Below are 20,445 nucleotides of genomic sequence, written 5' to 3' on the forward strand. Positions count from 1 at the left end.
GACCCCCGAGGAGCACCCGAAGTGACAGGCAAGACCACCAAGGACGTCCCCGAGGACGCCGCGGACGTCGACGCCGTCGAGCCGGCCGAGGCGGCGGACGCCCCGGCCGAGGACAACGGGACGGGCGGTGCGGGCGCCGCCCGCCCGGCCCGGCGCAAGCGGCGGGTGCGGGTCATCGAGGTGATCGAGGACGACGATCTCGACGAGGTCCTCGACGCGCTCGACGCCGAGGACGCCGCGGCAGAGGAGGCCGCCGGGAAGGGCACGGGGAGGGCCGCCGGATCCGCCGGATCCGCCAAGGCCGCCACGCCCGCCCCGTCCGCCAGGGCCGCGAAACCCGCCAGGACCGTCCCGGCGGAGGCCGAGGACGAGGACGGGGACGGGGACGGCGAGGAGATCGCCAGGACCACCAGGCCCGCCGCGGACGCCAGGGGCGCCAAGGCCCGTCCCGCTCCGGTGTCGCTGGACGGGCCGTCCTCCCGGACGTTCCTGGGGCTCGGCACCACGCAGGCGATCGTGGTGGTCCTGCTGGTGGCGGTGCTGGCCAGCCTGGCCCTCTGGCAGTGGCGCACGGCCGCCGGCCTGTCGGGCGAGGAGAAGGAACGGAAGGCGGTGTCCAAGGTCGCCTCCGACTACGGCGACCTGGCGCTGAACTACAACGCCTCCAACTACCAGGAGCAGATGCGCAAGGCGCAGGCCCTCATGGGCGGTGACATGCTGGAGAGCTTCAAGTCCGACACGCTTCCCAACCTGGGCAACACCTTCAAGCAGAACCCGCAGCTCGTGCTGACCTCCAAGACCGACCAGGTCTTCGTCGGCGGCATCGACGGGCGGTTCGCGACCGCGACCATCTCGGTCGACGTGAGCCTCCGCACCCCGGAGGGCACGCACGACGCGCCCGCCACGCTGATCCGCCTGGCCATCGCCAAGATCGACGGCCGGTGGAAGATCACGAAGATGTACGCCTCGGGCGTCAACGACCAGAACCAGCGGCAGGGGAGCGGGCTGCCGACCGTGCCGACCAGCCCCGCGCCCAGCGGGCAGCCGAAGGACACCAAGGACCAGAAGCAGAAGGACTGATCCTCACCGGAACGTGACGCGGCCCGGCCGGTTCGGAGGTACCGGCCGGGCCGCGGGTTCCGGGTGACTCCGGATGCGGTGGCGCAGGGGCGGCGGCGCAGGGGCGGCGGCGCGGAGGGGCCGTGGCTCAAAGGTAGCGGGCGGCGGCGGCCTCGGCGGGGGCGTCGGCGCCGGTCACCCCGTCCACGCCCTTGGGCACGCCGTCGTCGATGCCGGCGGGGCAGTTGATGGTCACCCGGTGCATCTTGCGGCGCTGGGTGTAGTCGGCCACGGCGTAGTGCTGGGTGGGGCGGTTGTCCCAGAACGCCAGCGTGCCGACCCTCCAGTTGAGCCGTACCTGGAACTGCGGGTCGCGTACGGCGTCGAAGAGCAGCGGCAGGATCGCCTCGTTCTCGCGGCGCGACAGGCCGATCAGCCGGGTGACCGAACTGCGGTTGACGTACAGGGCCTTGCGGCCGGTCTCCGGGTGGACGCGGACCACCGGGTGGATCACCGGCGGGTTCTTCTCCTGCATGGCGCGCAGGTCCATCCGGTGGCCCTTGTCGATGGCCTTGGTGACCGACATGGTGAGGTCGTGCTCGGCGTACAGCTCGTCGCACAGCCGCTGGAGCCAGGGCGCGAGCGACTCGTACGCCATGTACATGTTCGCCCAGAGGGTGTCGCCGCCGACCTCGGGGAGGACGACCGCGCGCAGCAGGGATCCCATGGGCGGGACCTTCATGAACGTGTTGTCGCTGTGCCACTGGTCGCCGCCCTCGCCCTTGGGGTCGGTCTGGTCCAGGACGTGCACCGGGCTGCCCGAGGTGTCCATCGGCGGCATGTTGGCGGTGCCGAACTGCTTGGCGAACGCCACGTGCTCCTCGTCGCTGATGTGCTGGTCACGGAAGAACAGCACCATGTGCTGGAGCAGGCCGCCGCGAAGCCGCTGGACCTGCTCCCCGTCCAGTGGCTTGGCCAGGTCGACACCGGTGACCTCGGCGCCGATGTTCCGGGTGAGGGGGTGGAACTCGATCATGTCCTGGGCCTCCATCGGGGTCGCTCTCCCGCCACGATCGCCGCTAGCCAAGCAATCGCTAGGTTGATGCTAACCGATGGAGGTGGACGAATGTCCAGTCCCCGGGCCCTCAGCGCGAGTAGTGCTCGACCACCAGCTGCTCGTCGCACACCACCGGGATCTCCGCGCGCTCGGGCGGCCGGGTGAGGCGGGCGGCCAGGGCGTCGTGGCGGACCTCCAGGTAGGGCGGGACGGTCTCGGCGTGCCCGCCGGCCGCGGCGATCCGGAAGGCGTCCATGGAACGGCTGCGCGGTGCGACCGTGATGACGTCGCCGGGGCGGAGGCGGAACGAGGGGCGGTCGACCCGGCGCCCGTTCACCAGCACGTGCCGGTGCACGACGAACTGCCGGGCCTGGTAGATCGTGCGGGCGAGGCCGGCGCGCAGTACGAGAGAGTCCAGGCGGCGCTCCAGGTCCACCAGGAGCGCCTCGCCGGTCTTGCCGGCGGACCTGCTCGCCTTGGTGAAGGCGTTGCGCAGCTGGGCCTCGCGGATGTTGTACTGCGCGCGCAGCCGCTGCTTCTCGCGCAACCGGATCTTGTAGTCGGACTCCTGCTTGCGGGCGCGGCCGTGCTCTCCCGGCGGGTACGGGCGGGCCTCGAAGTACTTCACGCTCTTGGGGGTCAGGGGGATGCCGAGGGCCCGCGACAGCCGGACCTTGGGGCGGGGCTTGTTCATCGTCCTCCTTTGGTGGTTAGGTAAGCCTTAGTTAGGCAAGGCTAACCTACCTCGTCAAGGAGGTTCCATGATCGGCGAGGCGAGCGAGCCGAGCGCGGCCGGCGCGGCGAGCGGGGTGAACGGGCCGACGCCCGGGGAGCGGGCGCGGACTCTGGCCTACGGGGTGGCCGGTGGCGCGCTCGCCGTCCCCGGCGTCCCGTACACCCCGGTACCCGCGCACGTGACCGACGAGCGGGGCCGCCCGCTGCTGCTCATGCCCTCCGGCGCGGGCGCCGTGACGGCTCTGGACGGGGAGCCGGACGTCCCGGCCACCCTGCGGATCGCCGATGTCGCGCCGGTGCCGCTGGCCGACCGCGTCCGCGGCCGGGCCTCGCTGCACGGCTGGATCACCGAGGTACCGCCCGGGGAGCGCCGGGCCGCCGCGGTGCGGCTGTCCCGCCTTCACCCCCGGCCCGAACTGCTCGATCTGGGCACGACCGGCACGGTCGGCACGGCCGGGGCGGCCGGTCCGGAGCGCCCCGCGTGGACGGTGCTCGCGCTGGAGATCGCCCAGGTGGAGATCGAGGACGGGTGGGGGAGCGCCACCCTGGAGCCGGAGGAGTACGAGGCGTCGGCGCCCGACCCGTTCGTGGTGATCGAGGCGGGCATGATCGCCCATCTGGACTCCTGCCACCGGGACGAGCTGGGCGCGATGCTGCGGCGGCTGGACGGGCTCCCGGGCCGCCCTGCCGCCCGCGGCGGGCCCGCGCCCGCCGTCCGGCCGCTCGGGCTGGACCGGTACGGGATGTGGCTGCGCTGCCGCGTCGCGGACGGGGAGGGTGCCGGGGACACCGACCTGCGGCTGGTGTTCGGGGAGCCGGTCGCCGACGTCCACGGCCTGCGATGCGCCTACCGGCGCCTCTTCGCCGGCGGGCGAGCACGGGGCGGGGCGCACGCAGATGGGGGATTTGTCGGTAATTTCACGGATGTTCCGAACGGGTCCGGCGAGAGATAGTCGGGTACCGGCCGAGGGCCGTTCCGCGCCGGGCCCGCACCGCGGCGCCGCGGGTCTCCCCAAGCGGGGTGGGGAGGACCGGCGGCGCGCGCCGGTGACGGGCCCGGCGCGAGCCGTACCGGCGCGAGCGATTCCCGGACGGGCCGGTGGCCTGGCGCCGCGGTCGTGACAGAGGGGGCGTGGCGCGGGCCACTGGTTGGAATTGGACCTATCCGTCCGCGCCGTACCGGCGCAGGCTGGATCCATGACCCACGACCATGACCGGGATCTTCATCCCGAGACCCGGGCCGTCCACCCGCCGGTGATCACGCCCTCCGGAAGCAGGCCGCTGGGCGTGCCCATCTACCAGAGCCACATCTTCGCCTTCGACGGCGCCGCGGAGATGGCCGCCGCCTTCGAGGGCCCCGACTCGGCGTACCTGTACGGCCGCTGGAGCAACCCGACGGTCCGCGCCCTGGAGGACGCCGTCGCCGACCTGGAGGGCGGGGCCGCGGCACTGGCCTCCGCCTCCGGGATGGGCACGATCAACGCGGTCCTGACCGCCCTGCTGCGCTCGGGCGACCACGTCATCGCCCAGTCCTGCCTGTACGGCGGGACGTTCGCGCTGCTGGCCGATCTCGCCCGCCGCTGGGACGTCGAGGTCACCTACGTCTCCGGGAACGACCCCGCCGAGGTACGGGACGCGCTGCGCCCCCGGACCCGGCTGCTGGTCCTGGAGACGATCGCCAACCCCACCACCCAGGTCGCCGACCTGCCCGCGCTCATCGCCGTGGCCCGCGAGGCCGGGGTGACCACGATGGTGGACAACACCTTCGCCCCGATCCTGTGCCGCCCCCTCGAACACGGCGCCGACATCGTGGTGCACTCCGCGACCAAGTACCTGGGCGGGCACGGCGACATCCTGGGGGGAGTCGCGGTGTTCGCCCGGTCCCCGGGCGCGTCCTCCCAGGAGGAGAACGTCCTGCATCACCGGGTGTGGAAGCGCGCCACCGAGCTGGGGGCGACCGCCGACCCGTTCGCGGCCTGGCTGACCCTGCGCGGGCTCGCGACCCTCCCGCTGCGCATCGAGCGGGCGAGCCGGACAGCACTCGACCTGGCGCAGCGGCTGGCCGCGCACCCGGCCGTCACCCATGTCGCCCACCCCGGCCTGCCCGGCCACCCGCAGCACGACCTGGCGCGGCGGCTCCTGCCCGGGGGCGGCGGCGCGGTGCTGTCGTTCGAGCCGGCGGGGGGCCGCGAGGCCGGCCGGATCTTCACCGACTCGGTCAGGCTGGCCTCCCTGGCCGCCTCGCTCGGCGACGCGTCGACGCTGGTGATGCACCCGGCGAGCACCTCGCACCGCCAGCTGGACGCCGCCGCCCTCGCCGCGGCCCAGATCGGCGAGGGGACGGTACGGATCGCGGTCGGCCTGGAGCACCCCGACGACCTCTGGGCCGACTTCGAGCGCGCGCTGGCCAAGGCCACCTGACCGCCGTGCCGGGGACGCCTCAGAGGTAGAAGCCCGTGGCGGAGGACGGGGCCTCCCGCACCGCGGGCGCCCGCTCGCCCTTGCGCAGCGCCACCAGCTCGGCCAGCGTCGCGCCGTCCGGGCCGATCCCGGCCTCCGGCGCCGCGCCGTCCAGCCAGGCCAGCGACTCGCCGCGGGTGAGCGGGCCCACCTCGATCTGCGCGAGGCAGCGGCCGGGCCTGACCACCGCCGGATGCAGGCGGGCCAGGTCCTCGTTGGTGGTGATGGCCACGAGCACGTCGCGTCCCTGGCCCAGCATCCCGTCGGTGAGGTTGAGCAGCCGGGACAGGCCCTGGCCGGTCGACTGCTTGGCCTCGCCGCGGATCAGCTCGTCGCAGTCCTCCAGGATGAGCAGCCGCCAGCGGCGGTCGTCCTCCTCGTCCTCGCCGACCGCGACCTCCATGAGGTAGCTGGGCGTCCCGAAGAGCGCCTCGGGGTCGAGCACGCAGTCGGACTGGCACCAGGAGCCCCAGGACCGGGCCAGCGCGCGCAGCGCCGTGGTCTTGCCCGTTCCGGGCGGGCCGTGCAGCAGCAGGAGCCGGCCCGCCACCTCCTCGCGGGTCAGGCTCATGACCCGGTCCAGCGCCTCGGCGACCGGCGCGGTGTAGTTGCGCCGGATGTCCTGCCAGGCGTCGGCCGAGATGGCCCGTTCGGTACGGACGGGGCCGTGCGAGCCCATGTGCCAGAAGCCCATCTCGACGTTGGTCTCGTCGGTCTTGGGCGGCTCGGTGGCGTCCCTGACGCACTCCTCCAGCACCGTCTCGGCCAGCTCGTCGGTCACCGCCGACACCGCGAGGTAGGCGGCGCCGTTCTTCCAGCGGTTGGTGAGCAGCGTCCAGCCCTCGCCCTCGGCCAGCACCGACTCCTTGCCCCGCTCGTGCGCGACGCGCAGCAGCCGGGCCTCCTCGGGGCGCAGCGGCGCGTCCGGCCTGACGTGCTCCAGCCGGGCGGAACGCGACCAGGGCTGCTCACCCGAGGCGAACGGCCGCAGCGACAGCACGTCCATCACGTCGGCGGGCGAGTTGTTGTCGCTCAGATTGAGGACGACCGGAAGCAGCGGGTCGGAGCCGTACGCCTCGTCCGCCTCCCCCGTCTCCACCAGATGCAGGATCTCCTGCGGCCTCTCCGGCGACATGGTCATGCCCTCGATGATCCGGGGAGCGCGCGCGGCGCGTCCAGCGAATTAACCATCCGTACGCGACTTGCGCGCTTCCAGCTCCTTGAGGTCCAGCGCCTCGGCCTCCTCAGGGGTGGGCGCCGAGCCGCCCAGGTACGCGGGCTGCCACCACTCCTCCCCGGGCTTGGGCACGTGGGGGTACCCGCGCTGCGCCTTCTCCAGCAGCTCCGACAGCTGGGTGTGCAGGTCCTTGGTGACCTGCTCGTAGTCGTCGCCCCGCTTGGGGTACATGGGCTCGCCGACCTGGATGCTGATCGGCACCCCGCGCTGCAGCAGCCGGCGGGGACGGCCCTTGGTCCACAGCCGCTGCGGGCCCCAGAGGGTGACGGGGATCAGCGGCACCTTGGCGGCGACCGCCATCCGCACCGCGCCGCTCTTGATGTCCTTGACCGTGAACGACCGGCTGATCGTGGCCTCGGCGAACACCCCGACGATCTCACCGGACTTCAGCGCCGACAGCGCCGCCTTGTAGGAGGCGGCCCCGGCCTCCCGGTCCACCGGGATGTGGTGCATCCCACGCATCAGCGGGCCGCCGATCCGGTGGTCGAAGATCTCCTTCTTCGCCATGAACCGGACCAGCCGGCGGGAGGGGTGGGCGGCCAGCCCGGCGAAGATGAAGTCCAGGTAGCTGACGTGGTTGCTGACGAGCACCGCGCCGCCGGTGCGGGGGATCCGCTCGGTTCCCTCGAGACGGAACTTCATGTCGAGGGCCTTGAAGAGGCCCTGGGCCGCCTTGATCACCGGTGGATACACGATTTCGGACATGAGGGCACGCTATCGGATCGGCTTCATCCCGGCCCTGAAGGACGGGATTCCGGTCTCCGCACCGGAGGCCGGACGGAGGCGGGCGGCGCCCCCCGGCGGAGGGGACGGAGGGGCCGAGGCCGCCGGCGACCGGCGGGCCGCCCGAGGCGGCGAACGATCGCGCGGCGGGCCGGAACTCTGAGATGGTGGTGCCGAACGATCCGCGTGATCGAGAGATCCGAGTGATCCGGTGAAGGGGGATGAGCATGGAACCGTTGGACGCGGCGGTGGACGTGCACGCGCTCATCCGGGACCTGCTGCCGGTGGTGGCGCCCAGCGCCTGGTTCGACCCGGGCACCTCCGAGGTCGTTCTCCCGGTCGGCCGGTCGGAGGCGCGCGCCTCCACCTGGACGGTCCTGGAGCGCTGCGCCCGCGAGCCCCGGCCGGTCTGGCCGCGGGTGGTGGACGAGTGGGTCCGGGAGGTCGGGCATCGCGCCTTCCTCGCCGTCGGCGAGATGGAGCTGTTCGGTGACGTGCGCGAACTGCTGCGGCTGCGCATCGTGCCCAAGCTCGCGCCACGGGACCGCGAGGGGCTGGTGGTCGTCCCGGCGGGCGACCATTTCGACGCCATGGTGATGATCGAGCACCCCCGGTACGGCGGGCCGCTCACCAAGGCGCGGGCGGGCCTGCTCGGGCTGCGCAAGCTCGGTTATGTGATGACCAATACCCATGACCGGGAGTTGGCCGACGTCTCGGTCCGTGACCAGCCGCTGCTGCCCGGCCGCGATGTCCGCGTGGTGACCAAGCCCGGCAGCAGGTACGTGTCCGCGCTGCTCAGCGAGGTGGAGCAGTTCCTCCCGAGCCCCAACGTCCACGGCGCCCTGGTCGGCGTCCCGTGCCACAGCACGCTGCTGCTCTACCCGATCACCTCGACCGCCGTGCTGGAGGTCCTGCCGGTCTTCGCCGACGTGGTGGCCGAGATGCACGCCGGCGCCGACGACCCCTGCGCCCCCGGCGTCTACTGGAGCCACGGCGAGCGCCGCCTCACCCCGCTGCCGGCCACGCCCGGCTCCGCGACCCCCGGCGAGTTCGCCTCGCTCCTGCTGCGCCTCCCCGACACGCCCTGACGTCCGGGCGTGACGAGGATCATCCGGCCGGCTCCGGGCCGCCCCGTCCGGGGCCGTCCCGCCCGGGGCCGCCGCGTTCAGGTCAGGGGAGGCGCCAGTCGACGGGCGCGGCGCCCTGCTGCTGCAGGAGCTGGTTGGCGCGGCTGAACGGGCGGGAGCCGAAGAACCCGCGATCGGCCGACATGGGGCTCGGGTGGGCCGACTCGATGCAGGGGACGCCCGGCATCATCGGCTTGAGGTCGCGGGCGTTGCGGCCCCACAGGATCGCCACGAGCGGCTTGCCGCGGGCGGCGAGGGCCTGGATGGCCTGCGCGGTGACCTCCTCCCAGCCCTTGCCGCGGTGGGAGTTGGGCCGGCCCGGCATCACGGTGAGCGACCTGTTGAGCAGGAGGACGCCCTGCGCGGTCCAGGGGGAGAGGTCGCCGTTGGACGGCTGGGGGTGGCCGAGGTCCTGGCAGTACTCCCGGTAGATGTTGATCAGGCTGCCGGGCAGCGGGCGCACGTCGGGGGCGACCGAGAAGCTCAGCCCGACCGGGTGGCCCGGGGTGGGGTAGGGGTCCTGGCCGACGATCAGCACCCGGACCTCGTCGAAGGGCTGGGTGAACGCCCGGAGGATACGATCACCGGCGGGGAGATAGCGGCGGCCTGCGGCGACCTCGGCGCGCAGGAAGTCGCCCATGGCCGTGATCCGTCCCGCCACCGGGTCCAGGGCCTTGGCCCAGCCGGCCTCGACGATGTCCGCGAGTGGTCGTCCCGTCATGGCAGCACAGCCTAATGCCGCGATCATGGAACCGTTCACCGAACAAAACTTGATCATACCGGTGAACTTCTCTGACCACCGCGGGTCGGGCAGCGGGGAAGGTTGCCGTGGGGTGTCGGGGGGAGCTCGGTGAACGGGGTGAAAAGTGCCGTTAAGTCGGTGTTACTTGAGTTACTTCTGAATTGCCCGCATTGACCTACGCACTGGTACTCCGTAACTCCTAGAGAGGTAGGCCAGCGCACCCAGATCTGCTGACGACGGGACGACCATGAGCCAGCTGACCACCGTTGACGCGACCTTCCTCAACGCGGAGACGAGCACCACGCACGCGCACATCGCGGGCCTGGCGATCGTCGACTCCGTGCTCTGCCCCGGCGGGCGGCTCACCGTCCCCGCCGTCGTCGACCTGGTACGGGAACGGGCTCACCTCGCCGCGCTGCCCCTCCGGCAGAGGCTCGTCCAGGTCCCCCTGGGCCTCGACCACCCCTACTGGGAGGACGATCCCGACTTCGACCCCGCGCGGCACGTCCTGGAGATCGGGCTGCCCTCGCCCGGCACCCCCGACCAGCTCGCCGACGCGGTCGCGATGCTCCACGAACGGCCCCTCGACCGTAACCGCCCGCTGTGGGAGATGGTGCTCATCCAGGGCCTGGAGGGCGGCCGGACCGGCGTGTACGTCAAGGCGCACCACGCCGCGATCGACGGTGTGATGGCGGCGGAGACCCTCGCGGCGCTGCTCGACCTGTCACCCGAACCGCGCGAGTGCCCCGCCGACGAGACCGAGCCGGAACGCGCCCCCGGCATGGCCGGGATGCTGGGCACGGGCCTGCTCCGGGCCGCGCTGCACCCGGTCCGCAGCGCGCTGTCGGTGGCGCGCGCGGCCCCGTACCTCGACGAGGTCCCCGGGGTGTCGCAGCTGCCCGGCGTCGGCCGGATGTCGCACCTGGTCCAGGGCGCGCTGGGCCGGGACGAGGTGCCGCGCGCGCCCCGGACGGTCGCCCCGCCGACCCCGTTCAACCGGCCGATCGGCCCGCACCGCTCGGTCGCCTACGGCGAGCTGGACCTGGCGGAGGTCAAGGAGATCCGCAGGGCGCTGGGCGGCAGCGTCAACGACGTGGTGATGGCGCTGTGCGCGACCGCGCTGCGGCAGTGGCTCGACAAGCGCGGCGAGCTGCCGGACGGGCCGCTGGTCGTGGGCGTCCCGGTCTCGCTGCGCCGCAACGGCACCCGGGACGTGCCCGGCAACCAGATCTCGATCATGACCACCCCGCTGGCCACGCACCTGGCCGACCCGGTCGAGCGGTACGCCGCCGTACGGCGCGACCTGGACCTGGGCAAGCGGCGGTTCGCCGCCTCCTCGGGCAGCTGGGTGCGGGAGCTGAGCGCGATCGTGCCGGCGCCGCTGGCGGGCCCGGTCGCGCGGCTGGCGATGCAGGCGCTGCCGAGCCTCACCGTCCGCCCGATGAACCTGATCATCTCCAACGTGCCGGGCCCGCAGTTCCCGCTCTACCTGTGCGGGGCGAAGGTCCTCGGCTACTACCCGATCTCGGTGGTCACCGACGTCAGCGGCGGCGTGAACATCACCGTCTTCTCCTACAACGGGAAGGTGGACGTCGGCATCGTCGCCTGCCGCGACCTGATCCCCGACCCGTCGGAGTTCATGGACCACCTGGTCGACGCGGTCGACGAGCTCAAGGCGCTCGCCCGCTCCTGACCGCGATCCCCAGGGCCGCGCGGTGCCGCCAGGCCAGCCGCAGCGCCGCGGCGCCCGCGGGCTGCACGGGGGAGGGGGCCGTTCCGTCGAACGGGGCGCGGGTGATCCGGCCCTCGGCGTTGACCGGTACCAGGCCGCCGAACAGTTCGCCGAACGCGGTGTCGTCGAAGACCGCGACCGTGAGCACGTCCACGGCGAACGTCAGGGGGTCGACGCCGAGGCCGAGGCAGCGGACCGTGAGCCGGCCGTCCGCGCGGGCCGCGCTCAGTGCCCGGTGCAACGGCCACGCCTCCTGGTCGAAGCCGGGCTCGTAGTCCTCGGCCATCCCCAGCAGCTCCTCGCCGAACTCCCGGACCATGCACCGCCACAGGTCCAGGTCCGCGGTGTCGCCGCCGGGTCCCCCGCGCCCGCCGCGGACGGGCTGGAAGACGCCGACCGGGACCACCTGGTGCAGGCCGCCCGCGTGGGCGACCTTCGCCGGGTCCCGCCAGTGCAGCAGGTACGAACCGGACCTGGTCACGGTCAGCGTCGTGATGGCGAGGGCCGCCGTACGGCGGGAGAGGTCGCGGGGATCGCCCACGCGCCGCCGCAGGGGCGGCTCCGTCCCGGCGGGCCGGCCCATGGCCACACCGGCGGCCAGCTCGTGCGCCGCCGCCTCGCCGACGTTCAGCGCGTCGAAGTAGGTGGCGGGGCCGAACGCGAGGGACGGGGCGGCACCGGTCAGGTCGGCGTCGAGCAGCCGGTAGGTGGGGCGGTCCTCGAACACCGCCGGTGGCGCCAGGGCCTCGATCGCCTCGGCGTAGGTGCGGTGCCCGGGGGGAAGCCCTTCGTCCGGGCCGGTCACGGCGGGCGGTGCCGGGCGCGGGTTCCACCGGAGCCGTATCGACTCCAGGGGGAGCGGTGTGCCGGGGATCCATTCCGGCCGGGTCAGGAGCGGCGTGTCCTCCACCCTGGGCAGCTCCGGGTACAGGGCGCTCGCGGACGCCCCGAGCGTGTGCCGGTTGCCGTTGAGGAACTCCCGGACCTTCCGCCACTCAGTGCCGAACTCCATGGCCCGACCGTACCGGCGCCCGTGGTGAAGACCGTGGTGAAGACCGTGGTGAAGACCGTGGCGAAGACCACAAGTGGAACGGGCCACAAACGCGGCCCCGCGCCGGGTCCGGCGGCTCCGGGCGGAAGGGCCTCGCATATCGTCGATACACGTGCAACCCCCCGAGAACCCCCGTACGACCCGTGTCCCCGCCCTCGCCTGGATCCTGTGGACCGTCGGCATCCTGGCGTACGTCGTCGCCGTCCTGCAGCGCACGTCCTTCGGTGTGGCCGGGCTGGACGCCGCCGACCGGTTCGGCGCCTCGGCCGGGATGCTCGCCTCGTTCACCGTCCTCCAGCTGCTGGTCTACGCCGGGCTCCAGGTGCCCGTCGGTCTCCTGCTGGACCGGGTCGGCCCCCGCTGGATGGTGGCCGGCGGCGCGCTGCTCATGGCGGCGGGCCAGGCCCTGCTGGCCTTCTCCACCGGCATCGGCGGCGCCGTGCTCGCCCGCGTCCTGGTGGGCGCGGGCGACGCGATGACGTTCATCAGCGTGCTCAGCCTGGTGACGCGCTGGTTCCCGCCCCGCCGGATCCCGGTGGTCACGCAGCTCACCGGGCTGCTCGGGCAGCTGGGGCAGGTGCTGAGCGCGGTCCCGCTGGTCGCCCTGCTGCACGGGCCGGGCTGGACTACCGCGTTCGGGTCCGCCGCCGCGCTCGGCGTGCTGGTGGGCGTGCTCGCCCTGGCCGTCCTTCGGAACGGTCCACCCGGCGCCGACCGGCACCCCGCGCCGTCCCTGGGGGACGTGGGCCGCAACCTCGCCGCCGCCTGGCGCCACCCCGGCACGCGGCTGGGCCTGTGGTCGCACTTCGTCACGCAGTTCCCGGCCAACACCTTCGCGCTGATGTGGGGGTTCCCGTACCTGGTGTCCGGCCATGGCCTGTCCTCGGCCGCGGCCAGCACGCTGCTCACCGTCTTCGTGCTCGCCACCATGGTGGCCGGGCCGCTGGTGGGCGGGCTGGTGGCCCGCCACCCGCTGCGCCGCTCGTGGCTGGTGCTCGGCATCGTCGGACTCATGATCACCGCCTGGGCGGTGACGCTGGCCTGGCCGCCGCCCGCCCCGACCTGGCTGCTGGTCGTGCTGGTGCTGTGCGTCGCGATGGGCGGGCCCGGCTCCATGATCGGCTTCGACTTCGCCCGGACGTTCAACCCGCCCGGGCGGCAGGGCACGGCCACCGGCATCGTCAACGCCGGCGGCTTCGTCGCCGCCCTCGTCACGATCCTGCTGGTCGGCGTGGTGCTGGACGTGATGTCGCCGGGCCGCGAATTCACCCCCGAGGCGTTCCGTGCCGCGTGGACGGTGCAGATCCTGTTCTGGACGGTCGGCCTGGCCGGCGTCCTCCGGACGCGGGCCCTGGCCCGGCGCCGCATGGCGGAGGAGGGCGTCCGGGTGCCCCCGCTCCGCGACTCCCTCCGCCGCCGCCGCGCCGAGGCCCGCACCCCAGGACGTTGACCTGCGGCGAGTTGCTCACTTGACCACCCGGTCATACGACGACTCGCCGCAGGTCGACGGGCGGCGTCACGCCAGGGCGGGCGCCTCGCGCAGCTCCAGGGTGCAGCACTTGGGGCCGCCGCCCGCCTTGCGCAGCTCGGAGAGGTCCACCGGGACGGGGTGGTAGCCGTGCCGCCGCAGCGTCTCGATGAGCCCGGCCGCCTCCGCGTTGACCACCACGTTGCGGCCGTCGCAGACCGCGTTGAGGCCGAGGACCGCCGCGTCGCCGGCGCTCGCGATGACGGCGTCCGGGAACAGCCGCTCCAGCACCGCCCGGCTGCCCGAGGAGAACGCCCCCGGGTAGTAGGCGACGTTGTCGCCGCCGAGGGGGAACAGCGCGGTGTCCAGGTGGTAGAAGCGCGGGTCGACGAGCCGCAGCGTCACCACGGGGCGGCCGAGGAACTCCTGCGCCTCCTGATGGGCCGCCAGGTCCGTACGGAAACCGGTGCCGGCCAGGATGACGTGGTCGAGCGCCAGGAAGTCGCCCTCGCCCTCGTTGGTGTGCGCCGCCTCCAGGACGTCGGGGAAACCGTTGCGCCGCAGCCAGTCCGCGTACGCCGGCCCCTCGGCCGCCCGCTCGGGGTGGGCGAACCGCGCCCCGTACACCCGGCCGCCGACGACCAGCGCGCCGTTGGCCGCGAAGACCATGTCGGGCAGGCCCTCGACGGGGTCGATCAGGCTCACCCGGTGCCCGAGCGCGAGGTAGGCGGAACGCAGGGACTCCCACTGCCGGACGGCCAGCGCGGCGTCGGCGCCCGCGGCCGGGTCCATCCACGGATTGATCGCGTACGTGACGGCGAAATGGTCCGGGCGGCACATCAGGTAGTGGCGCCGCAGCGCCACCCGCCCGGACGGCTCCAGGGCCGGCGAGGCGATGCGGGCACCGGTCGGCTCCATGGCCGGTTCCATGGCCGGCGAGACGGTCATGCGGTCTCCAGGTCTCAGACGATCCCGATGGGTGACGATCGAAAGCCTAGAAACCGCGAGGGCCGGATCCAATCCGCCGATCTTGCGCTGACCTGGTGTTTCGTTGCTTGTGCGGAGGGTGGGACGGCGATTCGTTGCACGGCCCCGCCGGGGGCGGCCGCCGGGGGGCGGCCGCCGGATCCGGCTACATGTTGATCATGTGCCCGGCCAGGCCGTGCACGGCCTCCTTCATGGCCTCGCCCAGCGTCGGGTGGGCGTGCACGTTGCGGGAGACCTCGTGCACCGTCAGGTCCCACTGCTGGGCCAGGGTCAGCTCGGGCAGCAGCTCGGTGACCTCGGGGCCGATCATGTGCGCGCCGAGGATCTCGCCGTACTTCGCGTCGCTGATCACCTTGACGAAGCCGTCGCCCTCGCCCATGCCCAGCGCCTTGCCGTTGGCGCTGTAGGGGAACTTGGCGACCTTGACCTCGAAGCCCTGCTCGCGGGCCTGCGCCTCGGTCCAGCCGAAGCTGGCGACCTGCGGCTGGCAGTACGTGGCGCGCGGGATCATCACGTAGTCGAGCTCCATCGTCTCGGCGTCGGCGATGGTCTCGGCGGCGACGATGCCCATCGCCTCGGCCGCGTGCGCCAGCATCAGCTTGGCGGTCACGTCGCCGATGGCGTAGATGTGCGGGACGGAGGTGCGGCAGCGGCCGTCGATGTCGATGGCGCCCCGGTCGGTCAGCCTGACCCCGGTCTTCTCCAGCCCGTAGCCCTCGACGTTCGGCTGGAAGCCGATCGCCTGCAGGACCTTGTCGGCCTCCAGCACCCGCTGCTCGCCGTCCTTGCCGGTGACGGTGACCTTCACCTTGTCGCCCGAGTCGTCGATCGCGTCCACCCGGGTGGAGGTCAGCACGTCCACGCCGAGCTTGCGGTAGCGCTTGGCCAGCTCCTTGGACACGTCGGCGTCCTCGTTGGGCACCATGCGGTCCAGGAACTCCACGATCGTCACCTTGACGCCGTAGTTGTGCAGGACGTAGGCGAACTCGACGCCGATGGCCCCCGCGCCGGCGATGACGACGCTCTCCGGGAGGTCGGAGCTGAGGATCTGCTCCTCGTAGGTCACCACGCGCTCCGACAGGGAGGTCCCCGGCAGCAGCTTGGTGTGCGCCCCGGCGGCGATGATGCAGTGGTCGAAGGTCACCGTCTCGGTGCCGCCGCCGGACGTGGCCACCTGGAGGGTGTTGGGGTCGGTGAACGTGCCGCGGCCGTCGATGGAGGTGATCTTGTTCTTCTTCATGAGGAACTGCACGCCCTTGACGAGCTTCTCCGAGACCTCACGGCTGCGCTGGAACGCCTTGCCGTAGTCGAAGGAGACCGGCCCCTCGGCCTTGATCCCGTACTTCTCCGCCTCGTGGGTGAAGATGTGCGCCAGCTCGGCGTTGCGCAGCAGCGCCTTGGAGGGGATGCAGCCCACGTTCAGGCAGACCCCGCCCCAGTACCGCTCCTCGATGATCGCCGTCTTCAGCCCGAGCTGTGCCGACCGGATCGCGGCGACATATCCGCCCGGACCTGCGCCCAGGACCACGACGTCAAAGTGATTGCTCATTCTTGTGACGATATTCCGCGGCGGGTGGTGCTCGCATCCCGACCCGGCCGGTGTGACGCCTGGCACGGGGTGCCCGGGGACGGCCGGCGGGTACGGCGGGCGACCGGCCGGCGGCCGTTCAGGATCCTTCGTGACTTGCTGTTAATGTTTCGTGGGACCCGCGTGATGCGGGGCGGGCACGCGTGTGGCGCGAAGCTCAGCCCGGTGTGGAACACGCGCGCCAGGCCGCGACGTTCATGCGGAGTCGGGCAGGCCACCGGCCGTACGGGACGGGTGGACGCGAGGCGGACCACCGGCCCGGTACGTACCGGATGTCACGGACATGCCGGTCATGCCCACGCCGGACGTACCAGAGACGAGGACGCGGTGGCGGCCTCGTTCCAGCCCCCGCACGCCGCACGGCCCCGGAGAGGGGCTCCCGGCCGGGCCGAGACGACAATGGAGGAGAAGGCGAGTGAGGATTCCCAAGCCCGTCAACACCGTCCTTGACTGGGTGGAGGGGCATGCGGGCCCGCTCGCGGCGGTGACCGCCCTGGTGGCCGCCGCGGTGGCCGCGTTGTGGATGCCCTTGCTGGCGGGCTTCATCCTCGGCATCGCCTTCGGCGGCTTCGCCGTCCATCTGCGCATGAGCAAGCGGATGTCCCGGCTGCGCAGGGAGGTGGACGACCTGCTGCGCGAGAACGGCTCCCTGCGGCATCGCAACACCGTCCTGGCCAGCGGCGTCATCACCCGCGAGGCCCAGGTGACCCAGGCGCTGGTGGCCATCCCCGAGGACGTGCCGCTCGAAGACCCGCTGCGCACCCAGAAGCTCCCCACGCTCCCCGACGAGGACGAGGCCGCCGACCACGCGGCGGACGAGGGCGCCGTCCGGCGGGCGAGCAACGGCCAGGGCACGCGCAACGGCCAGAGCACGCGCAGTGGCAGGGGCACGCGCAAGGGCGGCGGGCCCGGCGACACCGCGGACCTGTCCGAGTCATAGGAGCCGCAAGGCGGCGGACCGCCTGAGGAGACCGCCCGAGAAAACGTGCCCGGAGTGCCCGGACGGGATCAGTCGTCGCCGGGCGGATCGTCCTGCCGGTCGAGGTGGTCCTCCAGTGCGTCCAGCCGGGACGACCAGGCCCGGCGGTACGGGGCGAGCCAGGCGTCCATCTCGGCCAGCGGCTCCAGGCGGAGCTCGTACACGCGGCGCTGCGCCTCCTGGCGTGCGTGGACCAGGCCCGCCTCGCGCAGGACCTTCAGGTGCTTGGACGTTCCCGGCTGGGTGAGCCCTAGCCGCTCCACCAGCTCGCCGACCGGCCGCGGCCGTTCCAGGAGGAGGTCCAGGATCCTGCGGCGGGTGGGCTCGGCGAGGACGGCGAACGCTGAAGACATGGCTTCAGTATGTAATCCCGCGCCCTCCGTGGAACGGGCCCGCCCGGCGCGGTGACCGGCGACCGCTACGCGCGGGCGACTGTAGGGGCTCCCCAAGGTAAGAAAAGTATCGCATTGTGACTCGCCAGTCACGTTATGTAGCGTTGCCCACGGCGCGGGAGTTTCCCGGCGGAGCAGGCGTTTCTTCCGTCTCCCGCGACACTTTTCCACCTTTCTCTCAATTCCGGCCCTTCGACCCTGCCCTTCCCTCCCGGAAATGGCCCCCCAGCAGACCGCTACCTCGGCGCGAAAACAGAATCGGTGGTGTGGATCGTGACGGAACAGCACGTGACGGAACAGCAGACGGCCGGCGGACAGCTCAGCCTCGGCACCGCGGCGGCGCGGAACCTCGCCACGACGACCAAGTCCGTCCCGCAGATGCAGGGCATCTCCACCCGCTGGCTGCTGCGGCTGCTGCCCTGGGTCCGCGCGGCGGGCGGCGCGTACCGCGTCAACCGGCGGCTCGGCTACACCATCGGGGACGGCCGGGTCACCTTCGTGACGACGGGCGCCGACATCCAGGTCATCCCGCGCGAGCTGGGGGAGCTGGCCCCGCTGCGCGGGTTCGACGACGACCCGGTGCTGGAGGCGCTGGCCGGCCGGTTCTCCCAGGAGGAGTACGAACCCGGCGACCTCATCGTGGAGTCCGGCGACCCCGCCGACCGGGTCGTGCTGATCGCGCACGGCAAGGCCGGCAAGATCGGCGCCGGCGAGTACGGGGACGAGAACGTGCTGGGGGTGCTGGCCGGCGGCGGCTTCTTCGGCGACCGGGCCCTGGCCGGTGACGAGCAGGAGTGGGAGTTCTCGGTCAAGGCGCTGACCGCCTGCACCGTGCTGATCCTCACCCGCGACGAGTTCCAGGAGGTCCTCGGGCGGTCGGAGGAGCTGCGGGCGCACGTCGCCCGGTTCCTGGAGGGCCCCGACCGGAGCCTGAACCCCTACGGCGAGGCGGCCATCGAGGTGGCGTCGGGGCACTCGGGCGAGCCGGTCCTCCCGGGCACCTACGTCGACTACGAGCCGGCGCCGCGCGAGTACGAACTGAGCGTGGCGCAGACCGTCCTGCGCGTCCACTCCCGGGTGGCCGACCTCTACAACGAGCCGATGGACCAGGTGGAGCAGCAGCTCCGGCTGACCATCGAGGCGCTGCGCGAGCGCCAGGAGAACGAGCTGATCAACAACCGTGACTTCGGGCTCCTCCACAACGCCGAGACCACCCAGCGGATCCACACCCGCTCCGGGCCTCCCACCCCCGACGACATGGACGAGCTGCTCACCCTGGTCTGGAAGGACCCGGCGTTCTTCCTGGCCCACCCCAAGACGATCGCGGCGTTCGGGCGCGAGTGCAGCCGGCGCGGCGTGTACCCCGAGAGCGTGGACGTCAACGGCCACCGCGTCCCGGCCTGGCGCGGCGTCCCGCTGTTCCCCTGCAACAAGATCCCCATCAGCCGGACCAGCACCAGCTCCGTCCTGCTGATGCGCACCGGCGAGGCCGCGCAGGGCGTCATCGGCCTGCACCAGACCGGGCTGCAGGACGAGGTCCAGCCGGGCCTGTCGGTGCGGTTCATGGGCGTCGACGACAAGGCCCTCGTCTCCTACCTGGTCAGCGCCTACTACTCGGCCGCCGTGCTGGTCCCGGACGCGCTGGCGGTGCTGGAGAGCGTCGAGATCGCGCACGGCGCCGACGGCGCGGCGCTCTGAGCCGCCGGAAAGGGGAGGAGGGCACGTCTCATGACCGAGCGACTGAGTCTCAGCACGCACGCGGCGCGGAACCTCGCGACCACGACCAAGTCCGTCCCGCAGATGCAGGGCATCTCCCCGCGGTGGCTGCTGCGCCTTCTGCCGTGGGTCCAGGTGTCGGCCGGCACCTACCGGGTGAACCGGCGCCTGACCTACAACCTGGGCGACGGGCTGGTGACCTGCGTCAACACCGGCTCGCAGATCAGCGTCATCCCGGCGGAACTGGCCGAACTGCCGCCGCTGCGCGGCCTGGACGACCCCGGCGTGCTGGAGGGGATCGCGGCACGTTTCGTCCAGCGCGAGTACGCCCCCGGTGAGGTCATCGTGGCGGCCGGCGACCCCCTCGACCGGGTCATCGTGGTCGCGCACGGCAAGGTGAGCCGCGTCGGGACCGGCGAGTACGGCGCCGAGAACGTCCTCGGCGTGCTGGCCGGCGGCCGGTTCGTCGGCGACCGGGCGCTGCTCGGGACGGACGGCTCCTGGGAGTACTCGGTGCGGGCCGTCACCCCGGTCACCGTCCTGGTGCTGGCCGCCTCCGACATCGCGGAGCTGACCTCCCGCTCGGAGTCCCTGCGCGCCCATCTGGCCGAGTACGAGCGCGCTCCCGCGCCCCCGTCCAACGCGAGCGGGGAGGCGGCGATCGACCTGGCCTCCGGTCACGACGGCGAGCCGGTCCTGCCGGGCACGTTCGTCGACTACGAACTCGCGCCGCGCGAGTACGAGCTGAGCGTGGCGCAGACCAGGCTGCGCGTCCACACCCGGGTGGCCGACCTCTACAGCGAGCCCATGGACCAGGTGGAGCAGCAGGTCCGGCTGACCGTCGAGGCGTTGCTGGAACGCCGCGAGCACGACCTGCTCAACAACCCCGACCACGGGCTGCTGCACAACGCCGACCTGCGGCAGCGGATCCCCACCCGGTCCGGGCCGCCCACCCCCGACGACCTGGACGAGCTGCTGGCCCGGCGCCGCAAGTCGCGGTTCTTCCTCGCCCACCCGAGGACGATCGCCGCGTTCGGCCGCGAGTGCACCAGGCGCGGGATCTACCCGCAGGTCATCACGCACGAGGGGGCCCGGGTCCAGGCGTGGCGCGGGGTCCCCATCTTCCCCTCGGACAAGATCGCCATCAGCCCGTCCGGGACCAGCTCGATCCTGTGCATGCGCACCGGCGAGGCCGACGAGGGCGTGATCGGCCTGCACCGGACCGGCCTCCAGGACGAGGTCCGGCCCGGCGTGTCGGTGCGGTTCATGGGCGTCGACGGCAAGGGGATCCTGTCCTATCTCGTCAGCGCCTACCACTCGGCGGCCGTGCTGGTCCCCGACGCGCTCGGCGTACTGGAGAACGTCGAGGTCGCCCGGTGACCCGTGAGACGG

Annotated in this window: 18 protein-coding genes; 9 read left to right on the plus strand and 9 right to left on the minus strand. The window is 72.6% G+C overall.

The genetic code is table 11. The annotated features are described in order from the left end of the window. Positions 1-21: 21 nt before the first annotated feature. Positions 22-1,080 carry a hypothetical protein gene (locus IW256_RS39210; RefSeq protein WP_197015755.1) on the plus strand — a complete coding sequence of 353 codons (1,059 nt, stop codon included), beginning with the start codon at positions 22-24 and terminating at the stop codon, positions 1,078-1,080. Between the two features lie 127 nt (positions 1,081-1,207). Here IW256_RS39210 and IW256_RS39215 read toward each other — a convergent pair whose 3' ends face one another. Together IW256_RS39215 and rpsD are read right to left on the minus strand one after the other, a co-directional pair. Continuing rightward, entirely contained in the window at positions 1,208-2,095 is an 888-nt protein-coding gene (locus IW256_RS39215) for a TauD/TfdA dioxygenase family protein (protein WP_197016811.1), read from the minus strand. A 109-nt stretch (positions 2,096-2,204) separates the two neighbouring features. After that, on the minus strand, positions 2,205-2,810 hold the full coding sequence (gene rpsD, locus IW256_RS39220; RefSeq protein WP_197015756.1) for a 30S ribosomal protein S4: 606 nt from the start codon (positions 2,808-2,810) through the stop codon (positions 2,205-2,207). A gap of 67 nt (positions 2,811-2,877) precedes the next feature. On the opposite strand from rpsD, the gene IW256_RS39225 reads away from it, so the two are divergent. Further along, positions 2,878-3,804 carry a DUF2470 domain-containing protein gene (locus IW256_RS39225; RefSeq protein WP_197015757.1) on the plus strand — a complete coding sequence of 309 codons (927 nt, stop codon included), beginning with the start codon at positions 2,878-2,880 and terminating at the stop codon, positions 3,802-3,804. Between the two features lie 244 nt (positions 3,805-4,048). Next, the gene (locus IW256_RS39230; protein WP_197015758.1) at positions 4,049-5,272 is read left to right on the plus strand and encodes a trans-sulfuration enzyme family protein; all 1,224 of its coding nucleotides are present in this window, start codon (positions 4,049-4,051) and stop codon (positions 5,270-5,272) included. Positions 5,273-5,291: 19 nt separating this feature from the next. On the opposite strand, the gene IW256_RS39235 is transcribed toward IW256_RS39230, so the two are convergent. Together IW256_RS39235 and IW256_RS39240 are read right to left on the minus strand one after the other, a co-directional pair. Then, the gene (locus IW256_RS39235; protein ID WP_231404104.1) at positions 5,292-6,452 is read right to left on the minus strand and encodes a DUF5925 domain-containing protein; all 1,161 of its coding nucleotides are present in this window, start codon (positions 6,450-6,452) and stop codon (positions 5,292-5,294) included. A 42-nt stretch (positions 6,453-6,494) separates the two neighbouring features. Next, entirely contained in the window at positions 6,495-7,253 is a 759-nt protein-coding gene (locus tag IW256_RS39240; protein WP_197015759.1) for a lysophospholipid acyltransferase family protein, read from the minus strand. Between the two features lie 245 nt (positions 7,254-7,498). On the opposite strand from IW256_RS39240, the gene IW256_RS39245 reads away from it, so the two are divergent. Beyond that, complete coding sequence (locus tag IW256_RS39245) at positions 7,499-8,359, plus strand: hypothetical protein (protein ID WP_231404105.1); 861 nt, start codon at positions 7,499-7,501, stop codon at positions 8,357-8,359. A gap of 82 nt (positions 8,360-8,441) precedes the next feature. On the opposite strand, the gene IW256_RS39250 is transcribed toward IW256_RS39245, so the two are convergent. After that, positions 8,442-9,119, minus strand: coding sequence for a uracil-DNA glycosylase (locus tag IW256_RS39250; protein WP_197015761.1), 678 nt, complete (start codon positions 9,117-9,119; stop codon positions 8,442-8,444). Positions 9,120-9,387: 268 nt separating this feature from the next. On the opposite strand from IW256_RS39250, the gene IW256_RS39255 reads away from it, so the two are divergent. Continuing rightward, the gene (locus IW256_RS39255) at positions 9,388-10,833 is read left to right on the plus strand and encodes a WS/DGAT/MGAT family O-acyltransferase (protein ID WP_197015762.1); all 1,446 of its coding nucleotides are present in this window, start codon (positions 9,388-9,390) and stop codon (positions 10,831-10,833) included. Here the strand turns inward: IW256_RS39255 and IW256_RS39260 are convergent. Continuing rightward, complete coding sequence (locus tag IW256_RS39260) at positions 10,811-11,884, minus strand: hypothetical protein (protein WP_197015763.1); 1,074 nt, start codon at positions 11,882-11,884, stop codon at positions 10,811-10,813. The genes IW256_RS39255 and IW256_RS39260 overlap by 23 nt on opposite strands. Before the next feature lie 151 nt (positions 11,885-12,035). Between IW256_RS39260 and IW256_RS39265 the strand changes: the two genes are divergently transcribed. Continuing rightward, entirely contained in the window at positions 12,036-13,373 is a 1,338-nt protein-coding gene (locus tag IW256_RS39265) for an MFS transporter (RefSeq protein WP_307829355.1), read from the plus strand. A 66-nt stretch (positions 13,374-13,439) separates the two neighbouring features. Here the strand turns inward: IW256_RS39265 and ddaH are convergent, their stop codons facing one another. Both ddaH and lpdA read right to left on the minus strand, forming a co-directional pair. Continuing rightward, positions 13,440-14,309 (minus strand): dimethylargininase, encoded by an 870-nt coding sequence (gene ddaH, locus IW256_RS39270; RefSeq protein ID WP_337959967.1) that lies wholly within the window; start codon positions 14,307-14,309, stop codon positions 13,440-13,442. Positions 14,310-14,523: 214 nt separating this feature from the next. Continuing rightward, on the minus strand, positions 14,524-15,927 hold the full coding sequence (lpdA, locus tag IW256_RS39275; RefSeq protein WP_197015764.1) for a dihydrolipoyl dehydrogenase: 1,404 nt from the start codon (positions 15,925-15,927) through the stop codon (positions 14,524-14,526). A gap of 454 nt (positions 15,928-16,381) precedes the next feature. Here lpdA and IW256_RS39280 point away from each other — a divergent pair, with 454 nt between their 5' ends. After that, on the plus strand, positions 16,382-16,906 hold the full coding sequence (locus IW256_RS39280; protein WP_197015765.1) for a LapA family protein: 525 nt from the start codon (positions 16,382-16,384) through the stop codon (positions 16,904-16,906). Positions 16,907-16,974: 68 nt separating this feature from the next. On the opposite strand, the gene IW256_RS39285 is transcribed toward IW256_RS39280, so the two are convergent. Then, entirely contained in the window at positions 16,975-17,298 is a 324-nt protein-coding gene (locus tag IW256_RS39285; RefSeq protein ID WP_197015766.1) for an ArsR/SmtB family transcription factor, read from the minus strand. A 312-nt stretch (positions 17,299-17,610) separates the two neighbouring features. On the opposite strand from IW256_RS39285, the gene IW256_RS39290 reads away from it, so the two are divergent. Both IW256_RS39290 and IW256_RS39295 read left to right on the plus strand, forming a co-directional pair. Then, positions 17,611-19,035: a family 2B encapsulin nanocompartment shell protein gene (locus IW256_RS39290; protein WP_307829356.1), complete on the plus strand. Its 1,425-nt coding sequence runs from the start codon at positions 17,611-17,613 to the stop codon at positions 19,033-19,035. Between the two features lie 30 nt (positions 19,036-19,065). Then, positions 19,066-20,433 carry a family 2B encapsulin nanocompartment shell protein gene (locus tag IW256_RS39295; RefSeq protein ID WP_197015767.1) on the plus strand — a complete coding sequence of 456 codons (1,368 nt, stop codon included), beginning with the start codon at positions 19,066-19,068 and terminating at the stop codon, positions 20,431-20,433. The last annotated feature ends 12 nt before the right edge of the window (positions 20,434-20,445 follow it).

Source organism: Actinomadura viridis, assembly GCF_015751755.1.
Lineage (GTDB): Bacteria > Actinomycetota > Actinomycetes > Streptosporangiales > Streptosporangiaceae > Spirillospora > Spirillospora viridis.